The 19,692-nt window shown below is 70.1% G+C and carries 17 protein-coding genes; 12 read left to right on the top strand and 5 right to left on the bottom strand.

All coding sequences use genetic code 11. The annotated features are described in order from the left end of the window. A partial coding sequence (locus ACILRF_RS07190) for a CHC2 zinc finger domain-containing protein (protein WP_395671601.1) occupies window positions 1–553 on the bottom strand: 553 nt, incomplete at its 3' end. A gap of 15 nt (window positions 554–568) precedes the next feature. Continuing rightward, a complete protein-coding gene (locus tag ACILRF_RS07185; protein WP_395671600.1) occupies window positions 569–1,270 on the bottom strand; it encodes an HAD family hydrolase in 702 nt (233 codons plus the stop codon). A gap of 109 nt (window positions 1,271–1,379) precedes the next feature. Here ACILRF_RS07185 and carA point away from each other — a divergent pair, with 109 nt between their 5' ends. After that, window positions 1,380–2,549 carry a glutamine-hydrolyzing carbamoyl-phosphate synthase small subunit gene (gene carA, locus ACILRF_RS07180; RefSeq protein ID WP_395671599.1) on the top strand — a complete coding sequence of 390 codons (1,170 nt, stop codon included), beginning with the start codon at window positions 1,380–1,382 and terminating at the stop codon, window positions 2,547–2,549. Window positions 2,550–2,596: 47 nt separating this feature from the next. Here the strand turns inward: carA and ACILRF_RS07175 are convergent, their stop codons facing one another. Continuing rightward, window positions 2,597–2,821, bottom strand: coding sequence for a hypothetical protein (locus tag ACILRF_RS07175; protein WP_395671598.1), 225 nt, complete (start codon window positions 2,819–2,821; stop codon window positions 2,597–2,599). A gap of 260 nt (window positions 2,822–3,081) precedes the next feature. Here ACILRF_RS07175 and carB point away from each other — a divergent pair, with 260 nt between their 5' ends. Further along, on the top strand, window positions 3,082–6,372 hold the full coding sequence (carB, locus tag ACILRF_RS07170; RefSeq protein ID WP_395671597.1) for a carbamoyl-phosphate synthase large subunit: 3,291 nt from the start codon (window positions 3,082–3,084) through the stop codon (window positions 6,370–6,372). 352 nt (window positions 6,373–6,724) lie between these two features. On the opposite strand, the gene ACILRF_RS07165 is transcribed toward carB, so the two are convergent. Further along, on the bottom strand, window positions 6,725–7,249 hold the full coding sequence (locus ACILRF_RS07165; RefSeq protein WP_395671596.1) for a GNAT family N-acetyltransferase: 525 nt from the start codon (window positions 7,247–7,249) through the stop codon (window positions 6,725–6,727). Between the two features lie 100 nt (window positions 7,250–7,349). On the opposite strand from ACILRF_RS07165, the gene ACILRF_RS07160 reads away from it, so the two are divergent. The 7 genes from ACILRF_RS07160 to trxB all read left to right on the top strand — a co-directional run bounded on the left by ACILRF_RS07160 (window position 7,350) and on the right by trxB (window position 14,885). Then, on the top strand, window positions 7,350–7,961 hold the full coding sequence (locus tag ACILRF_RS07160) for a hypothetical protein (protein WP_395671595.1): 612 nt from the start codon (window positions 7,350–7,352) through the stop codon (window positions 7,959–7,961). A 246-nt stretch (window positions 7,962–8,207) separates the two neighbouring features. Further along, window positions 8,208–8,708: an AAA family ATPase gene (locus ACILRF_RS07155; RefSeq protein WP_395671594.1), complete on the top strand. Its 501-nt coding sequence runs from the start codon at window positions 8,208–8,210 to the stop codon at window positions 8,706–8,708. A 137-nt stretch (window positions 8,709–8,845) separates the two neighbouring features. Further along, complete coding sequence (gene greA, locus ACILRF_RS07150; RefSeq protein WP_395671593.1) at window positions 8,846–9,319, top strand: transcription elongation factor GreA; 474 nt, start codon at window positions 8,846–8,848, stop codon at window positions 9,317–9,319. A 10-nt stretch (window positions 9,320–9,329) separates the two neighbouring features. After that, window positions 9,330–10,331: a mitochondrial fission ELM1 family protein gene (locus ACILRF_RS07145; RefSeq protein WP_395671592.1), complete on the top strand. Its 1,002-nt coding sequence runs from the start codon at window positions 9,330–9,332 to the stop codon at window positions 10,329–10,331. Between the two features lie 93 nt (window positions 10,332–10,424). Further along, window positions 10,425–12,668: a calcium-binding protein gene (locus ACILRF_RS07140; RefSeq protein WP_395671591.1), complete on the top strand. Its 2,244-nt coding sequence runs from the start codon at window positions 10,425–10,427 to the stop codon at window positions 12,666–12,668. A 141-nt stretch (window positions 12,669–12,809) separates the two neighbouring features. Then, window positions 12,810–13,844, top strand: a complete 1,035-nt coding sequence (pseG, locus tag ACILRF_RS07135; protein WP_395671590.1) for a UDP-2,4-diacetamido-2,4,6-trideoxy-beta-L-altropyranose hydrolase — start codon at window positions 12,810–12,812, stop codon at window positions 13,842–13,844. Window positions 13,845–13,883: 39 nt separating this feature from the next. Then, window positions 13,884–14,885, top strand: a complete 1,002-nt coding sequence (trxB, locus tag ACILRF_RS07130; RefSeq protein ID WP_395671589.1) for a thioredoxin-disulfide reductase — start codon at window positions 13,884–13,886, stop codon at window positions 14,883–14,885. Between the two features lie 4 nt (window positions 14,886–14,889). On the opposite strand, the gene ACILRF_RS07125 is transcribed toward trxB, so the two are convergent. Continuing rightward, on the bottom strand, window positions 14,890–15,918 hold the full coding sequence (locus ACILRF_RS07125; protein ID WP_395671588.1) for a cell wall hydrolase: 1,029 nt from the start codon (window positions 15,916–15,918) through the stop codon (window positions 14,890–14,892). 271 nt (window positions 15,919–16,189) lie between these two features. On the opposite strand from ACILRF_RS07125, the gene nadA reads away from it, so the two are divergent. From nadA to nadC, 3 genes are read left to right on the top strand one after another with little or no spacing between them, the layout of a single operon-like run. Further along, window positions 16,190–17,272: a quinolinate synthase NadA gene (nadA, locus tag ACILRF_RS07120; protein ID WP_395671587.1), complete on the top strand. Its 1,083-nt coding sequence runs from the start codon at window positions 16,190–16,192 to the stop codon at window positions 17,270–17,272. Then, window positions 17,272–18,783 carry an L-aspartate oxidase gene (locus ACILRF_RS07115; RefSeq protein ID WP_395671586.1) on the top strand — a complete coding sequence of 504 codons (1,512 nt, stop codon included), beginning with the start codon at window positions 17,272–17,274 and terminating at the stop codon, window positions 18,781–18,783. The genes nadA and ACILRF_RS07115 overlap by 1 nt, the downstream gene beginning before the upstream one ends. Next, on the top strand, window positions 18,780–19,625 hold the full coding sequence (gene nadC / locus ACILRF_RS07110) for a carboxylating nicotinate-nucleotide diphosphorylase (RefSeq protein WP_395671585.1): 846 nt from the start codon (window positions 18,780–18,782) through the stop codon (window positions 19,623–19,625). The genes ACILRF_RS07115 and nadC overlap by 4 nt, the downstream gene beginning before the upstream one ends. Window positions 19,626–19,692: the final 67 nt, after the last annotated feature.

Below are 19,692 nucleotides of genomic sequence, written 5' to 3'. Positions count from 1 at the left end.
GGCCGGTCTCGACCAGCTCGGCCGGTCGCGCCCCCTTGGCGACCAGGTAGTCCTTCAGCGCCGTCCGCCCGCCGGGCGAAAAGCCGAGCCGGAAGCGGCTCCACTCCGCCTCGGGCAGGCCGCGCTTCTCCAGATAGGCCCGCGCCTCGCGCCCGGACGGGCGACGCAGCTCGGCCTCGAACCACTGGGCCGCCAGTTCCAGCCATTCGCCCAGGCCCTGGCGCTTCTTCTCGACCTCGGCGGCGCGCGGATCGACGGCCGGCAGCGGCACGCCGGCCTCCCCGGCCAGGATTTCCACGGCCTCGGAGAACGACAGCCGCTGCGTCTCCTGCAGGAACGTGATCAGGTCGCCGGTCTTGCCCGACGAGAAGTCGAAGAACTGGCCCTTGTCGTCATTCACATAGAAGGAAGGCGTCTTCTCCTTGGTGAACGGCGAGAGGCCCACGTACTCGCGGCCCTGCTTGCGCAGCTTCACCGTCCGCCCGATCACGTCCGAAGGACGCAGGCGCGACTTGATCTCGTCAATGAACCGCTCGTCGAAGCGTCCCACCATCGCCACAGCTAACAGCTATGCCGCCAACGAACGCAACCACGGAGGCAGCTCTCGCAGCGTCTCCAGCTGGACAAAGCGCGGGTCGCCCTCGGGCGTGTCCGCCACCTCGTGCGCCCAGATCAGCGGATAGGGCACGTAGGCGGCGAACGCCCCGGCCTTCAGGGCCGGCAGGATGTCCGACTTCACCGAGTTGCCGCACATCACCGCCTCGGCGGCGCCGGTGCCATGGCGGGCGAACACCCGCTCATAGGTTCCCGCGTCCTTTTCGCTGACGATCTCGACGGCCGCGAAGAGATCGCCGAGTCCGGAGGCGGCCAGCTTCTGCTCCTGGTGCAGCAGGTCGCCCTTGGTGATCAGCACCAGCCGGTAGCCGCCCTCCGCCAGGGCCGCCAGCGCGTCCTCAACTCCCGGCAACGGCTCGACCGGCTCGGTCAGCATCTCGCGCCCGGCCGCCAGGATCTCGGCGATGATCCGCCCCGACGGCTGGTTGTCGGTCAGCTCCATCACCGTCTCGAGCATCGATAGGGTGAAGCCCTTCACCCCATAGCCGTAGAGCCGCAGGTTCCGGCTCTCGATCTCGGCCAGCCGGGCGTCGACAACCTCCGGGTCGGCGACCCCGGTCATCAGCGACCGCAGACGCTCGTGCGTCAGCCGGAAGATGGTCTCGTTGTGCCAGAGCGTGTCGTCGGCATCGAGGCCGACCGTGGTGATGCGCATGCCCTCCCTCTCGCCGCATTGACCCGCCTTGCGCAAGCCACTACCTACGCGACCGTTTGCGGGCCCGGCCCGCTTTCCCCTCTTACCCTTGACGATGGAGGCCACGCCCATGAGCCGCGACCTGCTGCCCGGCGCGACCGGCGTTCTGGCCCTCGCCGACGGAACCATCCTGCAGGGCGTCGGCGTCGGCGCGGTCGGCGAGGCGCTCGGCGAGGTGTGCTTCAACACCGCCATGACCGGCTACCAGGAGATCCTGACGGATCCCTCCTACATGGCCCAGATCGTCGCCTTCACCTTCCCGCACGTCGGCAACGTCGGCACGAACGTCGAGGACATCGAGCAGATGTCCGGCTCGGCCGAGACCGCCGCCCGCGGGGCGATCTTCCGCGACGTGCCGACCCGCCCGGCCAACTGGCGGGCCGACACCGACCTCGAGACCTGGATGAGCCGCCGCGGCGTCGTCGGCATCGCCGGGGTCGACACCCGCGCCCTGACCCGCAGCATCCGTGAGAACGGCATGCCGCACGGCGTCATCGCCCACAGCCCGACCGGCGAGTTCGACCTCGACGCCCTCGTCGCCCGGGCCCGCGAGTGGTCGGGCCTCGTCGGGCTCGATCTCGCCAAGGAGGCCTCGTGCCTGCAGCCGTTCGTCTACGACGAGGGCCTGTGGAACTGGGGCGAGGGCTACGCCAAGCCGGCCGAGACCCCGAAGTACGAGGTCGTGGTCGTCGACTATGGCGTCAAGCGCAACATCCTGCGCTCCCTGACCTCGATCGGCGCGCGCGTGACGGTCGTGCCGGCCGCGACCAGCGCCGAGGACATCCTGGCCCGCAAGCCGGACGGCGTCCTGCTGTCGAACGGCCCGGGCGACCCGGCCGCGACCGGCGAATACGCCGTGCCGGAAATCCGCAAGCTGGTCGACAGCGGCACGCCGGTGTTCGGCATCTGCCTCGGCCACCAGATGCTCTCGCTGGCTCTCGGCGCCAGGACCGTGAAGATGGACCAGGGCCACCACGGCGCGAACCATCCGGTCAAGGACCTGACCACCGGCAAGGTCGAGATCGTCTCGATGAACCACGGCTTCACGGTCGACCGCGACAGCCTGCCCGAGCCGGTCGTCGAGACCCACGTCAGCCTGTTCGACGGCACCAACGCCGGCATCGCCCTGAAGGACAAGCCGGTGTTCAGCGTCCAGCACCACCCGGAAGCCTCGCCCGGCCCGACGGACAGCCTCTATGTGTTCGAACGGTTCGCGGGCCTAATGGACGCACGCCGCTAGCCTGCTCCCTCCCCTGCTAGTCGGGGAGGGGCGTTATGCGCGCGGCGTCAGGCCGCGACGCTCTTGGGCCGACGCGCCGCGGCGCGCTTGGCCTGGATCGCCTGCTGGCGCGCGGCCCGGCGTTCGTTGGCCACGTCTTCCAGCGCCGGCAGGAGTTCGGCGGCGGCGGCGCGCTGCTTGTCGTCGCCCTGGTCTTGCAGGCGGCGGGCGTTCGCCAGCAGGTTCATCACCTCGTCGTCGCTGAGATGGGGGAGCTTTTCGATCAGGGACATCGGACGCTTCAGTCTCCACGCTGAAGGGCGCCGACAGGGGATGCGGCGCCTTCCCATCAAATATGGATCAGACGCCGATTAGTTTCGTCGAATCAGAGGTTTTTTTGCAGCGCGCCGTTCGACGCGGCCGGCGACGGCGCCGCACGCCCTCGCGCGCTCTTGCGCGGGGGGGACTCCCTCTCTAAACGGGCGGCTTAACCTGCAGTCCTGACCGAATGCCGGGCGCGCGAAGCGCGGCCCGCTGTTGCGCGCGAGAAACGATGCCCAAACGCACAGACATCTCCTCGATCCTCATCATCGGCGCCGGCCCGATCGTGATCGGCCAGGCCTGTGAGTTCGACTATTCCGGCGTCCAGGCCTGCAAGGCGCTGCGCGCCGAAGGCTACCGCATCGTCCTGGTGAACTCGAACCCGGCGACGATCATGACCGATCCGGACGTCGCCGACGCCACCTACATCGAGCCGATCACGCCGGAGATGGTCGAGAAGATCATCGCCAAGGAAAAGCCCGACGCCCTGCTGCCGACCATGGGCGGCCAGACGGCCCTCAACACCGCCCTGGCGCTGGAAGAGCGCGGCGTGCTCGCCAAGTACGGGGTCGAGATGATCGGCGCCCGCGCCGAGGTCATCGACAAGGCCGAAGACCGCCAGAAATTCCGCGACGCCATGGACAAGCTCGGTCTCGAGAGCCCGCGCTCCAAGGCCGCCCACACCCTCGAGGAAGCCCGCGAGGGCCTGGAGTTCGTCGGCCTGCCGGCGATCATCCGTCCGAGCTTCACCCTCGCCGGCACCGGCGGCGGCATCGCCTACAACGTCGAGGAGTTCGAGGAGATCGTGCTCCGCGGCCTCGACCTGTCGCCGACCACCGAGGTCCTGATCGAGGAAAGCGTCCTCGGCTGGAAGGAGTACGAGATGGAGGTCGTCCGCGACAAGGCGGACAACTGCATCATCGTCTGCTCCATCGAGAACGTCGATCCGATGGGCGTCCACACCGGCGATTCCATCACCGTTGCCCCCGCTCTGACGCTGACCGACAAGGAATACCAGCGGATGCGCAAGGGCAGCATCGACGTGCTGCGCGAGATCGGCGTCGAGACCGGCGGCTCCAACGTCCAATGGGCGATCAATCCCGCCGACGGCCGCATGGTGGTCATCGAGATGAACCCGCGGGTCAGCCGCTCCTCGGCCCTGGCGTCGAAGGCGACCGGCTTCCCGATCGCCAAGGTCGCCGCGCGGCTGGCCGTCGGCTACACCCTCGACGAGCTGATGAACGACATCACCGGCGCGACGCCGGCCTCGTTCGAGCCCTCCATCGATTACGTCGTCACCAAGATCCCGCGCTTCGCCTTCGAGAAGTATCCGGGCTCCGAGCCCTACCTGACCACCTCGATGAAGTCGGTGGGCGAGGTCATGGCCATCGGCCGCACCTTCGCCGAGAGCCTGCAGAAGGCTTTGCGCGGCCTCGAGACCGGCCTCACCGGCCTCGACGAGGTCGTCATCGAAGGCGCCGCCGATCCCGAGACCGGCCACGCCGCCATCCTGCGCGCCCTCGGCACGCCGACCCCGGACCGCCTGCGGGTCATCGCCCAGGCCTTCCGCGAGGGCCTGACCGCCGACGAGATCCAGGCCGCCTGCGCCTACGAGCCATGGTTCCTGCGCCAGCTCCAGACCCTCGTCGCCGAGGAGGCCCGCGTCCGCGCCCAGGGCCTGCCGAAAGAGGCCGCCGCCTTCCGCAAGCTCAAGGCCCAGGGCTTCTCCGACGCCCGCCTCGCCGCCTTGACCGGCCAGACCGAGAGCGCCGTCCGCGAGGCGCGCCGCGCCCTCGGCGTGCGGCCGGTGTTCAAGCGCATCGACACCTGCGCCGGCGAGTTCCGCGCCGACACGCCCTACATGTACTCGACCTACGAGTCCGGCGCCCTCGGCCAGGCCCCCGACTGCGAGAGCGATCCCACCGACGCGAAGAAGGCGATCATCCTCGGCGGCGGTCCGAACCGGATCGGCCAGGGCATCGAGTTCGACTACTGCTGCTGCCACGCCGCCTTCGCCCTCGACGAGATCGGGGTGGAGTCGATCATGGTCAACTGCAACCCGGAGACGGTGTCCACCGACTACGACACCTCCGACCGCCTCTACTTCGAGCCGCTGACGGCCGAGGACGTGCTCGAGCTCATCCACGTCGAGCAGTCGAAGGGGACCCTTCTCGGGGTCATCGTCCAGTTCGGCGGCCAGACCCCGCTGAAGCTCGCTCAGCCGCTGGAGGACGCCGGCATCCCCATCCTCGGGACCTCGCCGGACGCCATCGACCTGGCCGAGGACCGCGAGCGCTTCCAGCAACTGCTGCACCGCCTGCAGATCCAGCAGCCGGTCAACGGCATCGCCCGCTCGCGCGACGAGGCCTTCGCGGCCGCCCACAAGGTCGGCTACCCGATCGTCATCCGCCCGTCCTACGTGCTCGGCGGCCGGGCGATGGAGATCGTCCGCGACGATGAACAACTCGACCGCTACATCCGCACCGCCGTGCAGGTGTCCGGCGACAGTCCGGTGCTGATCGACCAGTACCTGTCCCGCGCCACCGAGGTCGACGTCGACGCCCTCTGCGACGACGCCGGCCAGGTGTTCGTCGCCGGGGTCATGGAGCACATCGAGGAGGCCGGCGTGCACTCCGGCGACTCGGCCTGCTCCCTGCCGCCGTTCTCGCTCAAGGACGAGACCATCGCCGAGCTGAAGCGCCAGACCGAGGCCATGGCCCGGGCGCTGAACGTCCGCGGCCTGATGAACGTCCAGTTCGCGATCGAGGAGCCGCACTCCGACGCCCCGCGCATCTACGTCCTGGAAGTGAACCCGCGCGCCAGCCGCACCGTGCCGTTCGTCGCCAAGACCATCGGCCGGCCCCTCGCCGCCATCGCCGCCAAGGTGATGGCCGGCAAGAAGCTCGCCGAGTTCGACCTCGTCGAAAAGCCGTTCGACCACATCGCGGTCAAGGAGGCGGTGTTCCCGTTCGCTCGCTTCGCCGGCGTCGACACCATTCTCGGCCCGGAAATGCGCTCGACCGGCGAGGTGATGGGCCTCGACTGGATCCGCCCCGGCGAAGGTCCCGCGCCGGCCTTCGCCCGCGCCTTCGCCAAGAGCCAGCTCGGCGGCGGCACGGTGCTGCCGGCCAAGGGCTGCGTCTTTATCTCCGTGAAGGACAGCGACAAGGCCTGGATCGTCGAGCCGACCCGCCTGCTGCTCGGCCACGGCTTCCGGGTGCTGGCGACCAGCGGCACGGCCCAGTTTCTGGCCGAACAGGGCCTCACCGTCGAGCCGGTCAAGAAGGTCCTCGAAGGTCGTCCGCATATCGTCGACGCGATGAAGAACGGCGAGGTGCAGCTCGTCTTCAACACCACCGAGGGCAAGCAGTCGCTGGTCGACTCCTTCGAGATCCGCCGCTCGGCGCTGATGATGAAGATCCCGTACTTCACCACCGCCGCCGGCGCCCTGGCCGCCGCCCAGGCTATCGTGGCGACCGCCGAAGGGCCGCTGGAAGTGCGTCCGCTGCAGTCCTACGCATGACGCTTTTGATACATTGACCGGCGTTATCCGGAGGCGCATGGTCCTTGCATCGCCTGATCGAGACGGGCGGCAAGGGTGCGCTCCGGCAACCCGTTTTTAAATCGCCGGAACGGCGCTTTTGGCGTCCGCCGCGGTCTGGTCAACAGCCGGGAGTTAATCCCGGTCAGAGCGCGAGGAAACCAGTATGCATACCGAGCCGCATGATGGTCTGCGTCCGCACAGGAACAAGCACCTGGCGAGTCGCATGGAGTCCCTCATCCCCATCCTGATGCTGATCGCCGTGGCGATTCTCGGCGTCGGCCTGGTCTGGGGCCTGATGAACGGCGGGACGCCCAGCTACCTGCAATAGCGCCTAGATTCCGACGGCGCGGGCGAGCACCAGATCGTCGTACTCGTTCGCGCCTACCCGGAACCGGCGCACGCCGATCATTTCGAATCCCTGGCGCGCGTAGAACGCGAGCGCCAGCGTGTTGTCGCGTTTGACCCCGAGCAGCAGGCGGCCCGCACCGGCCGCCTGCGCCGTCTCGGCCGCCGCCGCCATCAGCCGCGCGCCGACCCCGCCGCCGTGACAGCGGTGCAGAACGTAGATGCGCTTGACCTCGACATCGCCGGGCTGGAGCCCGACCGGCAGGTCCGGCGGCGACAACATCACATAGCCGACCGGCGCCCCGCCGACCCGCGCCTCGGCCAGCCACAGTCGATGGGCGGGATCGGCCAGCCAGGCCGCGTAGCGCGCCGGATCGTGCTGATGCTCGCAGTGGGCGAAGATATCGGCCGCCAGCAGCACCCCGGCATAGCTCTCCAGGAACGTCGCTCGCCCGACCAGCGCCAGGGCCGCCGCATCGCCCGGCCCGCAAGGCCGGATGTCGATGTCCATGGCCGCTCTCCCCATTGATCCAACCGCCGGTCATGACAAGGCGGAAGAAAAAAGCACGAAAAATTTGCCGTTTCGCGACTTCCATGTTCTCTTTTCGTTCATGTCTGCCGACGCCGACATCGCGAACGATCGCCACGGTCGCATCCTCGCCGAACTCGCCGGCCTGTCGCTGGAGCTTGCCCGCGACCTGCAGAACCGCGCCCTCGAAGCCGAGACGCCCGAGCAGGCGGCCCGCCTGGCCGGCGCCTTCCAGGGCGTCGCCCGGGGCCTGCGTCAGACGCTGGCTCTCGAACTCAAGGTCGCCGACTTCCGCCGCCAGCAGGAGTTGAACGCCCGCCACGACCGCACCCTCGGCTACCTGCGCGATGTCCCGCCGACGCGCGCCGCCCTCAACACCGCGATCGAGAAGGAACAGCGGCGCGCGGAGCTGTCGGCCGCCCTGCGCTATATGATTTGGGACGAGTACGAGCGCGGCGAGGACGAGCCCGCCGAAGCCTTCCACCTGACCTCGGCGCCGCACCCGGACGTTGAGCCGGTGTACCAGGGCCTCGAGCGCTTCCTCGATGTCGCCGAAGCCCGCGACGACTTCGCCACCGCCGACCTCGAACAGCAGATCATCGTCGGCTGCCTGGCCCTCGGCCTCGGCCCCTCCCCGGCCGACCTGGCCGAAACCGAACCCGACGCCGAACCCGAACCCGCCGACACCGGCTGACGCCCCGTCTCACCGGCCTCCCCCTCCTTTCCCCTCGCGAAGCGGAGAGGGAGAGGGCGGAGAGAGGGCCCGGCACGGACCTCACCCCCGGCGCCTGACTTGCAGCGGCTCCGGCCCCGCCGTCAGCCTTTCCTCTACGCTTCCGAGAGACCAGGACGCCACCGCCCAGGACCCCGCCTGCGGCGGCGCCGGCGCTTGCCGCGCCCGCACATCGACCTGCGTCCCGCTTTCCGCTAGACCCCCGCCATGCCTGCCACCCTGCACGTGATCTTCGGCCCCTCCGGCGCCGGCAAGACGACCTACGCCCACACCCTCGCCCGCCGCGAGAACGCCGTGGCCTTCATCCTCGACGACTGGATGGCCCGCCTCTTCGCCCCCGACATGCCCCAGCCCCTCGAGTTCGAGTGGATGGTCGAGCGGGTCGCCCGCTGCGAGGCGCAGATCTGGTCGACCGCCGCCGCGGTGATGGCGACCGGGACCTCGGTGGTCTTCGATATCGGTCTGATGCGCCGCGCCGACCGCGCCCGGGTCCGCGAGATCGCCGAGGCCACCGACCTGCCCGCCCAGTTCCACTTCGTCACCGCCCCGGCCGAGGCCCGTCGGGCCCGGGTCGCCGAGCGCAACGTCATCCGCGGCGAGAACTTCGCCATCGAGGTGACGCCCGACATGTTCGACTTCATCGAGGGGGTGTTCGAGCCGCCGGAGCCGGCCGAACTGGCCGGGGCGATCGTCAGCGAGAGCGCCTGAAACCCGTCCGAAATAACGGTGAAACGGGGGCGCCCTTGAGTTTTGCGCCGCACAAACCTACACTTTTTGGCCCCGGACGCTGGCGCCGCGGCCGGTCCAGGACGGACATCACTTAGGGCGACCGAGCTATCACCTCTATGGAAAAAGTTCCGATGACCGTCGAGGGCTATCAGGGCCTCGACGAAGAGCTGAAGCGTTTGAAGACTCTGGAGCGGCCGGCGGTGATCGCCGCGATCGCGGAGGCGCGCTCGCACGGTGACCTGTCCGAGAACGCCGAATACCACGCCGCCAAGGAGCGCCAGGGCTGGATCGAAGGCCAGATCGCCGAGATCGAGGACAAGATGGCCCGCGCGCAGGTCATCGACGTCTCCAAGCTGTCCGGCACCCAGGTCAAGTTCGGCGCGACCGTCTCGGTCGTCGACGAGGACACCGAGGAAGAGGCCCGCTACCAGATCGTCGGCGAGCACGAAGCCGACGTGAAGGGCGGCAAGGTCTCGATCACCTCGCCCATCGCCCGCGCGATGATCGGCAAGGAGACCGGCGACGTCGTCGAGGTGAACACCCCCGGCGGCGTGAAGGCTTACGAGATCCTGCGGGTGGAGTGGGTCTGACCCATCCCTGATGGCGCCGGCCTCTAAGCGCCTTCTGACCATCTGGGCCGTCTCCGACGGCCGCGCCGGCATCGCCGCCCAGGCCGAGGGCCTCGCGGAGGCCGTTGCGCGCCAGCGCCCCGCCGAAGTCGTTCCCAAGCACATCGGCTGGCGCTTTGGCCTTGGCCGTCTGCCCACCGCCCTCAACCCCAGGCGGCCGGCGCTGCTGCGCGGCGACCCCGTCTCCCCGCCCTGGCCAGACATCTGGATCGCCGCCGGTCGGGCCACCCTGCCGCTGTCCGTACGGATGCGCCGCCGTTCGGGCGGCCGGACCTTCGTGGTCCAGACCCAGGATCCGCGCGGCGACCTGCGCCCCTTCGATCTGGTTGTCCCGCCGGAGCACGACGGCCTCGCCGGGCCGAACGTCTTCCCTATTCTCGGCGCTCCCAACCGACTGACGGCTGAGAAGCTCGCCGCCGAGGACGCGGCCTGGCGCGACCGCCTGGCGGCCTTTCCCCGGCCGCACATCGCCGCCATCATCGGCGGGACCTCCAAGGCATTCGACCTGCCCGCCGATCACGCCCGCGCCATGGCGCGGAGGCTTCGCGCCCAGGTCGAGGCGGCCGGCGGGGCCCTGCTTCTCAGCTTCACCCGCCGCACTCCCGCCGTCGCCCGCGCCGCCATGTGCGCCGAGCTCGCCGACCTGCCCGGGCTGATCTGGGACGACACCGGGCCTAACCCCTACTTCGCCTTCCTCGCCACCGCCGACCACATCCTGGTCACCGAGGATTCCACCAACCTCGCCACCGACGCCGCCGCGACCGGCAAGCCGGTCCACATCCTGCCGATGGCCGGCCCCGGATCGCGCAAGTTCACGGCCTTCCACGCCGCCCTGCGGACCCGCGGTCTTTCGCGCCCCTTCGCCGACGCCCTGCCCGCCTGGTCCTATACCCCCCTGGCCGAGACCGATCGCGCCGCCGCCGAGCTACTGCGCCGCTTTGACGCGAACCGGGCCGCAGCTCTGCCGTGTTAGGTTAACGAAGGCCAGCCTTTGCAAGGATTTGGCAATATTACCGCCCTAGGGTTTAGCTTCATCGCTTTGTAATTCGAGCCGGGGATCCGTCACGTGGCCATCTACAACTGGGAAGACATCACCGCGGCGCAGGCCCGGGCCTTCACCGCCGACGACCGCATCCTGTTCAGCACCGGGACGGCCGCGCAGTTTGCGGTGGTCTTCAATCCGTTCACGGTGGACAGCGCCCCGAGCGTGACGGTCCGCGGCCCCGACAAGTCGGTGACCTTCGATGACAACGTGCTGCGCGGCCGCACCAACGTCTTCCTGTTCCCGGACGGCGCCACCCTCTTCGCCGGCCTCTCGACCGCCGACAACGTCACCGGCGGTGACGGCGCCGACGGCCTCTACGGCGGCGACGGCGACGACACCCTCCTCGGCGGCGGCGGCAACGACGTTCTTCAGGGCAATCAGGGCGGCGACTCGCTGGTCGCCGGCGCCGGCGACGACGTCGTCTACGGCGGCCAGGGCAACGACTCGATCTCGCTCGGCGCGGGCTCCAACTTCGCCCAGGGCAACCGCGGCAACGACACCCTCACCGGGGGCGACAACTACGACCTGTTGCTCGGCGGCCAGGGCGACGACAGCGTCACGGCCGGCGCCGGCGACGACTACCTGCTCGGCAACCTCGGCGACGACAGCCTCGTGGGCGGCACGGGCGCCGACACCCTGGGCGGCCAGGAAGGCGATGACGACATCGACGGCGGCGATGGCGCCGATTCGATCTCCGGCGGCGACGGCCTCAACACCCTCGACGGCGGGGCCGGCAACGACATCATCGACGGCGGCGATCTCGACGACGAGATCCTCGGCGGCGACGGGGCCGACACCATCGACGCCGGCGAAGGCGACGACGACATCGACGGCGGGGCGGGGGATGACGAAATCCTCGGCGGGGTCGGCGCTGACACCATCGACGGCGGCTCGGGCGCCAACGAGATCAACGGCGGCACGGGCGGCGACTCGATCGACGCCGGCACGGGCGCGGACACCATTCTCGGCCACGACGGCGCCGACACCATCAACGGCGGGGCCGGCGCAAACCGCATCGACGGCGGCGACGACGGCGATTCGATCACCACCCTCAGCGGCTCGGACTCGATCACAGGCGGTGAAGGCAACGACACGATCAACAGCGGGACCGGCGTCGACACCATCGACGGCGGCGACGGCGACAACCGCATCACCATCAGCGGCAGCGGCCGGGTCATCCTCGACAGCGGCGACGACACCGTGACCGGCACGGCGGCGACCGGGGCCCTGTTCATCTCCGGCGGCGAGGGCGACAACAGCCTGCTCGGCGGGGCCGGCGGCGACACCATCACCTCCGGCGACGGGGCCGACACCATCGCCGGCGCCAACGGCAACAACTCGATCACCAGCGGCGAAGGCGGCGACCGCATCACCACGGGGACGGGCAATGACACCGTCTTCGCCGGCGAAGGCAACGACACCATCACCTCCGGCAGCGCCACCGGCGTCGACCTGCTCAGCGGCGGCGACGGCAACGACAGCATCGACTTCGACGGCGGCGGCGGCATCCAGGGCGGCGACGGCGACGACACCATCACCGGCGACGCCGGCGGCGCGGCCTCGATCATCGAAGGCGGGGCGGGCGACGACAAGATCCAGGGCACCGGCGCGGCCGACAGCATCAGCGGCGGCGAGGACGACGACAGCATCGACGGCCTGGCCGGCAACGACACCATCCTGACCGGCGACGGCGCGAACACGGCCAGCGGCGGGGCGGGCGATGACGTCATCACCGGCGGGGCCGACGCCGACACCCTCAGCGGCGGCGCCGACAACGACGCCATCGACGGCGGCGACGCCGGCGACCGGCTCACCGGCGACGGCGGCTCTGACACCCTCGACGGCGATGACGGCGTCGACACCATCAACGGCGGGGCCGGCCTCGACGTCCTCACCGGCGGCAGCGACGCCGACCGCTTCGTGTTCGCGGCCGGCGAAAGCCGCAACGGCGCGATCACCGACGAGGACGACATCGACCAGATCACCGACTTCGCCGTCGCCGACGACACCGTCGATCTGGCTGGCGCCGCCGGCTCGGGCACGAACTACGCCGAAGGCGGCGCGTCCAGCGACAGCTACACCGACGCTCTGTCGGACGCCGACGCCGCCTTCGACACCACGGTCGTCTACTACCTCGGCCTGATCTCGGGCGGCGCCGTCCTGTTCCACGACAACGACGGCGACGGAACCTTCGAGGCCGGCGAGGACGCGGTCTTCCTCGACGACATCACCCTCGCCGAGTTCGCGTTCGGCAACATCGTCTAGATCGACCGATCCAGACGAAAGTTGGGGCCGCCCTTCGGGGCGGCCCTTTGCTTTTCGGGCTCAGTCGGGTTTCTTCCGGCCCATGCCAGACCCTGACCGTTCCTGCCGCGATGCGGCCCAAATCGCGGGCGAGCTAAGGCCATGAGCGGTCCAAGGATCCTGTTCGTCGTCGACGCCGGCGCCAAGGTCGGCGGCGGCCACGTCATGCGCTCGTTGACCCTGGCCGGCGCCCTCGCCGCCCAGGGCGCGACCTGCGCCTTCCTCGGCCCCTCGGCCGTCGGCGGCGTGCTCGAGGCCTTCGCCCCCGACGCCCGCCAGGTCGCCGCCGCTTCCAGCCAGGCCGAGGACCTCGCGGCCGCCATCGGCGCCGAACAGTTCGACGCCATCGCCTTCGACCACTACGGTCTCACCGCCCGCGAGCACCGGGCCATGGGCCAGGGCCGGCCGGTGCTGGTCATCGACGACCTGGCCGACCGCCCGCTCGGCGCCGATCTCGTCCTCGATTCCGGGCCCGACCGCCGCACACAGGATTACGAAGGCCTCGTGCCCGAGACCGCCCGCCTGCTGCTCGGCCCCGGCTACGCCCCCGTCCGGCCCGACTTCGCCGCCCTGCGAACGGCCGCCCTCGCCTGGCGCGGCGAGCCGGTGCAGCGGTTCCTGGTCTCGCTGGGCCTTACCGACGTCGGCGGCGTCACGGCTCGGGTGGTCGAGCGCCTCCGCCTCAAGGCCGGCGAGGCGGGCCTGGACATCGCCCTCGGCGGCGGCGCCCCGAGCCTGCCCGGCCTGACCAAGGTCGCCCGCCGCGATCCGCGCCTGGCCCTGCACGTCGACACCCCGCACATGGCGCGCCTGACCGCCGAGGCCGACATCGGCGTTGGCGCCGCCGGCTCGACGGTCTGGGAGCGCTGCACGCTCGGCCTTCCCTCAATACTGGTGGTCGTCGCCGACAATCAGCGCCCCGCCGCCGCCGCCCTCGCGGCCCGCGGCGCCGCCCTCGTCGTCGACGCCGCCGCCCCTGACTTCGACACCCAGTTCGACCGCGCCGTCATGCGCCTGCTCAAGGACGCCGAACTTCGCCGCAGCCTCGCCCAGGCCAGCGCCGAACTCTGCGACGGCCAGGGGGCCAGCCGCGCCGCCGAGGCGTTCCTGAAACTGATCGCCGCCCGCGGCGCCTGAGCCGTCGCGGCGGAACGGAATCGTCACTACATTGGGGCCATGTCCGACACGCCCCGTTCCGTCCGCTGCCTTATCATCGGCTCCGGCCCCGCCGGCTACACCGCCGCCGTCTACGCCGCCCGTGCGCTGCTGAAGCCCGTGCTGATCCAGGGCATCCAGCCCGGCGGCCAGCTGACCATCACCACCGACGTCGAGAACTATCCGGGCTTCGCCGAGGTCATCCAAGGTCCCTGGCTGATGGAGCAGATGCGCGCCCAGGCCGAGCACGTCGGGACCGAGATCGTCACGGACATCGTTCTCAAGGCCGACCTGTCGCAACGGCCCTTCCGGCTTGAGACCGACAGCGGCCAGGTCTGGCTCGCCGAGACCCTGATCATCGCCACCGGCGCCCAGGCCAAGTGGCTCGGCCTGCCGAGCGAGCAGGCCTTCCAGGGCTTCGGCGTCTCCGCCTGCGCGACCTGCGACGGCTTCTTCTATCGCGGCAAGGAGGTCGTCGTGGTGGGCGGCGGCAACACCGCCGTCGAGGAGGCCCTGTTCCTGACCAGCTTCGCCTCCAAGGTCACCGTCGTCCACCGCAAGAACGAGTTCCGCGCCGAGCGCATCCTGCAGGAAAGGCTGTTCGCCAACCCCAAGATCGAGGTCATCTGGGACCATCAGGTCGACGAGGTCCTCGGCCAGGAGAACCAGGGCGTCTCCGGCGTCCGTCTGAAGAACGTCAAGACCGGCGAGACCCAGGAAGTCCCTTGCGATGGCTTCTTCGTCGCCATCGGCCACGCCCCCGCCTCCGAGCTGTTCAAGGGCCAGCTCGAAATGGACGCCTCCGGCTACCTGAAGGTCAAACCCGGCACGGCCTCCACCGCGATCAAGGGCGTCTATGCGGCCGGCGACGTCACCGACGACGTTTATCGCCAGGCGGTCACCGCCGCCGGCATGGGCTGCATGGCGGCCCTGGAAGCGGTGCGCCTTCTGGCTGAGGAAGACCACGAACGCGCCCACAAGCCGATCAGCCACGCCGAGGCCGAGAAGATCGGCGCCTGGTAGACCGTCACGGCGTCGGCGGCCGAGCGTCCATGTCGCGCTCGACCGCCGCGAGGCGCTCGTTGATCTGGCGGATCTCGTCGGCGGTCGGCTGCCGCCGCGACGGCGCCAGCGTCCCGCGAACTCGCGTCCGAAGGCCGTCCGAGGCCGTGACGTCGGCGACCGTATAGGTCCGAACCTCGCCGGCCACGGCCAGCTGGATCTTCCGCTCCGGCGGGGTGTCCTGGGCCTCCGGCGCCGCCAGCCCCTGTGTCCGCGCGTCCGTGCCCGTCAGGACGGCCGGCGTGAGCACCGCCTCGCGCCCGGCGTACCGGCCGGTGAACGCTGGCGGCTCGCCCCACGGACCGGTCCAGCGATAGAAGATGTGCGCCCCGACCTTCGTCATCTTGACCAGGGTTGGCGCCCAGTAGGGAGCCACATAGTCGGCGTGGTAGTGCGTCGCCGATCCGACGTGCTTGGCGACGTGCCCGGACAGCGCCCGCTCGGCCACCCGTCGGGCCTGCCGCCACAGCGCAGGCTCCGGCGCCCAACGCAGCGAGCCGTCGCAGGTGAAGGTGAACTGACATCCCGTCGCCCGCGCCGAGCCCTGGTAGACCACGGCGCACACGGACTTCGGATAGGCCGGATGACGCATGCGGTTCAGCACCACCTGGGCGACGGCTTCCTGGCCGAGCCCCGGTTCGCGGGCCGCCTCGTAGTAAACGGCCTGCGTCAGGCAATCGAGGGCCCTGCCCCGGTCTGCGGCCGACGCCTTCAGGACGAACGGACGCATCGGCCGGATCGGCAGGTCCGTGTAAGGCCGCAGCGCGTTGACCTCCTCCGCCGTCTGTCCCGTGGCCGGCAGCCCGAGATCCGGAACCGTGTCGAGATCGCGCGTTTCCCAGCCCTCCGGCCGGTTCCAGGTGTCCGGCTGCCGCAGGAACGGGTCATGGCGCACGGCGATCGCCCGCAAAGCAGGGTCCATCCTCCCGGCCAGCAAATGCAGCGCATCCGACGACAGGCCGCCTGCCGCCAGCCGTCTGTGCTCCGGGCTCAACGCGTGCTCCGGCTGCGGCGCACAAGCCGCAATCCAGGACGCAAGCGAGAGGCCGGCGATGACGGAACGTTTCAGCTGCATGATCCCCACGGGCGACTAAGGGCGGGCTATTTAGGTCCACAACCCGCGGTATGCCAGCTTGGCCGCGCCAAGTTTCTCCGCCCACGTCCTTGCAAGCGGCGCCCCGCACGCTATATTTAGACCGTTATGCTCGAAGTGAGCATAAGTCCGCGCCCTGGAAATGCTCTCTCTGAGCATAATGGAGGGGAAGATGGCCGACGGGTTCCAGTTCGACTTCACGCCTGAGGTGGAAGCTCAGACGCTGCCGGCCTGGCAGAAGGTCAAGGGCCATGTCACCCCGATCGAATGGCGTCTCCACGCTCCGCTGATTGCCGAGATCAACCGGCTGAAGCGGGAGAAGGACGCCGTTATTCTGGCGCACAACTACATGACCCCGCAGATCTTCCACGGCGTCGGCGATTTCGTCGGCGACAGTCTGGCCCTCGCCAAGGAAGCCTCGCGGTCCAACGCCAAGGTCATCGTCCAGGCCGGTGTGCACTTCATGGCCGAGACGTCGAAGATTCTTTCGCCAGAGAAGCGCGTGCTGATCCCGGACGTGAACGCCGGCTGCTCGCTGGCGAGCTCGATCACCGGCGCCGACGTGCGCCTGATCAAGCAGCGCTATCCCGGCGTGCCGGTCGTCACCTATGTGAACACCACGGCCGATGTGAAAGCCGAGACCGACATCTGCTGCACCAGCGCCAACGCCGTCCAGGTGGTCGAGGAAGTCGCCCGCCAATGGGGCGTCGACCGGGTGATCCTGATCCCCGACGAGTTCCTGGCCCGCAACGTCGCCCGCCAGACCGACGTCGGCATCATCGCCTGGAAGGGGCGCTGCGAAGTCCACGAGCGATTCAACGCCGCCGACATCCTGGAGCTCAAGGCCGCCTACCCAGGCGCCGAGGTCCTGGCCCACCCGGAATGCCCGGCCGAGGTGCTTGAGGTCGCGGACTTCGCCGGCTCCACCGCGGCGATGAACGACTACGTGATCCAGCGCAAACCGAAGCAGGTGGTGCTGATCACCGAATGCTCGATGGCCGACAACGTCGCCGCCGACGCCCCGGCCACCGAGTTCGTGCGGCCCTGCAACCTGTGCCCGTATATGAAGATGATCAGCCTCGAGAACATCTACGAGGCGCTCTTGCATGACCGGCACGAGGTCACCGTCGATCCGGCGATCGCCGATCGTGCACGGCTGGCCGTGCAGCGGATGGTGGACCTGCCGCCGCCGGCGGTCCCAGCCCGCTACGATCTGATCAAGGCGCGTCACCACGTCGACGTGGAGCTGATCTGATGACCCGCGTCCGCCACGATGGCGTGGTGGTCGTCGGCGCAGGACTGGCTGGTCTTTCAGCCGCCCTGGCGGCCGCCCCGGCCAGGGTCCTGCTGCTCGCCGCCGCGCCGCTGGGCAAGGGCTGTTCGTCCGCCTGGGCCCAAGGCGGCGTCGCCGCCGCCATGGCGACGGAAGATGCACCCGCATTGCACGCCGCAGATACAGTCAACGCAGGCGCGGGTCTCGTCGATGCGGACATGGCCGACCTTCTTGCGGCCGAGGGCCCGGCGGCGGTGCGCGCTCTGGCCGAGCTCGGCGCGCCGTTCGACCGCACGGCCGACGGCGGTTTCGCCCAGAGCCTCGAGGCCGCGCACTCGCGCGCCCGCGTCGCGCGGGTGAAGGGCGACCAGGCCGGCCGGGCGATCATGGAAGCCGTTGCGGTGGCGGTGCTGGCCGCGCCGCACATCGAGGTTCGGGTCGGGAGCCTGCGCAACCTGCTGCAGGATGCCGCCGGGCGGGTTCGCGGGGTAGCCGCTGAGATCGACGGGACAGCGGTCGAGATCGTCGCGCGGGCCGTCATCCTGGCGACCGGCGGCATCGGTGGGCTCTACGCTGAGACGACGACGCCTCCGGAACTGACCGGTGAAGGCCTTGGTCTCGCCGCCCTGGCCGGCGCGACGATCGCCGACCCGGAGTTCGTTCAGTTCCACCCGACCGCGATCGACATCGGTCGCGATCCGGCGCCCTTGGCCACCGAGGCCCTGCGCGGCGAAGGGGCGAGGCTGGTCGGCGCGGATGGCGCCCCGTTCATGCACCGCTACCACCCGGACGCCGAACTGGCGCCGCGCGACGTCGTGGCGCGCGCCATCCACGCCGAGCGGCAGGCGGGTCGCGGCGCCTTTCTGGACACCCGCGCGGCGGTCGGCGAGCGGTTCGCCGAGGAGTTCCCGGGCGTCTTCGCCGCCTGTATGTCGGGCGGCGTCGATCCGCGGCGCGCGCCGATACCGGTCGCGCCGGCCTGCCACTATCATATGGGCGGGATCGCGACGGATGCGGATGGTCGGACAAGCCTGCCCCACCTGTTCGCGGCTGGCGAATGCGCGGCCACCGGCGTGCACGGCGCTAACCGCTTGGCGTCCAATTCCCTGCTGGAGGCGGCGGTGTTCGGCGCCCGGGCCGGCGCGGCGGCGCGCGATGCGGCCGATGCCGGGACGCGGGTGCGACGCGGCGCACTGCCCCCTGCCCTGCCGCACGCCGCGCTGCAGAGCCTTCGCGAGGCTATGAGCCGCGACGCTGGCGTGGTGCGCGATGCAGCCGGCCTCGCCCGTTTGCTCCGCCTGATCGACGGTCTGGAGGCCGAGAACGGCGCTGCGCCCTCGCTGGTCGCCGCCCGGCTGATCGCCACAGCCGCCCTGGCGCGCACGGAGAGCCGCGGCGCCCACTTCCGCGCCGATGCGACGGCCCAGAGTGCGCCGCAGCGGACGTTCCTGACCCTCTCGGACCTGACGCCGCTGAAGTACGCCGCCGAATGATCGAGCCGCTCCCGGATCTGCTGATCGAGCCGATCGTGCGCGCCGCCCTGGCGGAGGATCTCGGCCGCGCAGGCGACCTGACCGCGCAGGCCTGCATCTCCGCGGACGCGCGGCTGACAGCGGTGTTCGCGAGCCGCAAACCCGGGATTGTCGCGGGCCTCGCCTGCGCCCGGCTCGCGGTCCACGATCTGGACCCGTCCGCGAGCTTCGAGAGTCTCGTCTTCGATGGCGCGACGGTGGCGCCCGGCGCCGTGCTTGCGCGCGTCGAGGCCAATGCCCGCGCCCTGCTGGCGGCGGAGCGGACGGGGTTGAACCTGCTCGGCCGCTTGTCCGGGATCGCGACGTTGACCGGGGCCTATGTGGCGGCGGTGCAGGGGACCGGCGCGCGGATCGTCGATACCCGCAAGACCACGCCGATGTTGCGCGCGCTGGAGAAATACGCCGTTCGTTGCGGCGGCGGCGTGAACCATCGCTTCGGGCTCGACGACGCCATCTTGATCAAGGACAACCACATCGCCGCCTGCGGCTCCGTGGCCGAGGCGGTGCGCCGCGCGCGGGCCTTTGCCGGCCACTTGGTGAAGGTCGAGGTCGAGGTCGACGGCCTGGACCAACTGGACGAAGCGCTGGCCGAGGCGCCGGACGTCATCATGCTCGACAACTTCACACTTTCCGACCTGCGCGAGGCGGTGGGCCGCACGGCCGGCCGCGTGGTGCTGGAGGCCTCGGGCGGCGTGAACCTGGACACTGTGCGGGCTATCGCCGAGACCGGCGTCGACGTCATCAGCGTCGGAGCGCTGACCCATTCGGCGAGCGTGCTGGATATCGGCTTGGACGCCGCCTGAGGCGCGGAACCGGGCCAACGACCGGGGGTTCACTCCATTCCAAAGGAGACGGACCCATGGCTTCGAA

Origin of the sequence: Phenylobacterium sp. (assembly GCF_044236515.1) — a bacterium.
Lineage (GTDB): Bacteria > Pseudomonadota > Alphaproteobacteria > Caulobacterales > Caulobacteraceae > Phenylobacterium.
Note: the sequence above shows the minus strand (reverse complement) of the source record. Positions and strands in the feature narration are given on the sequence as shown.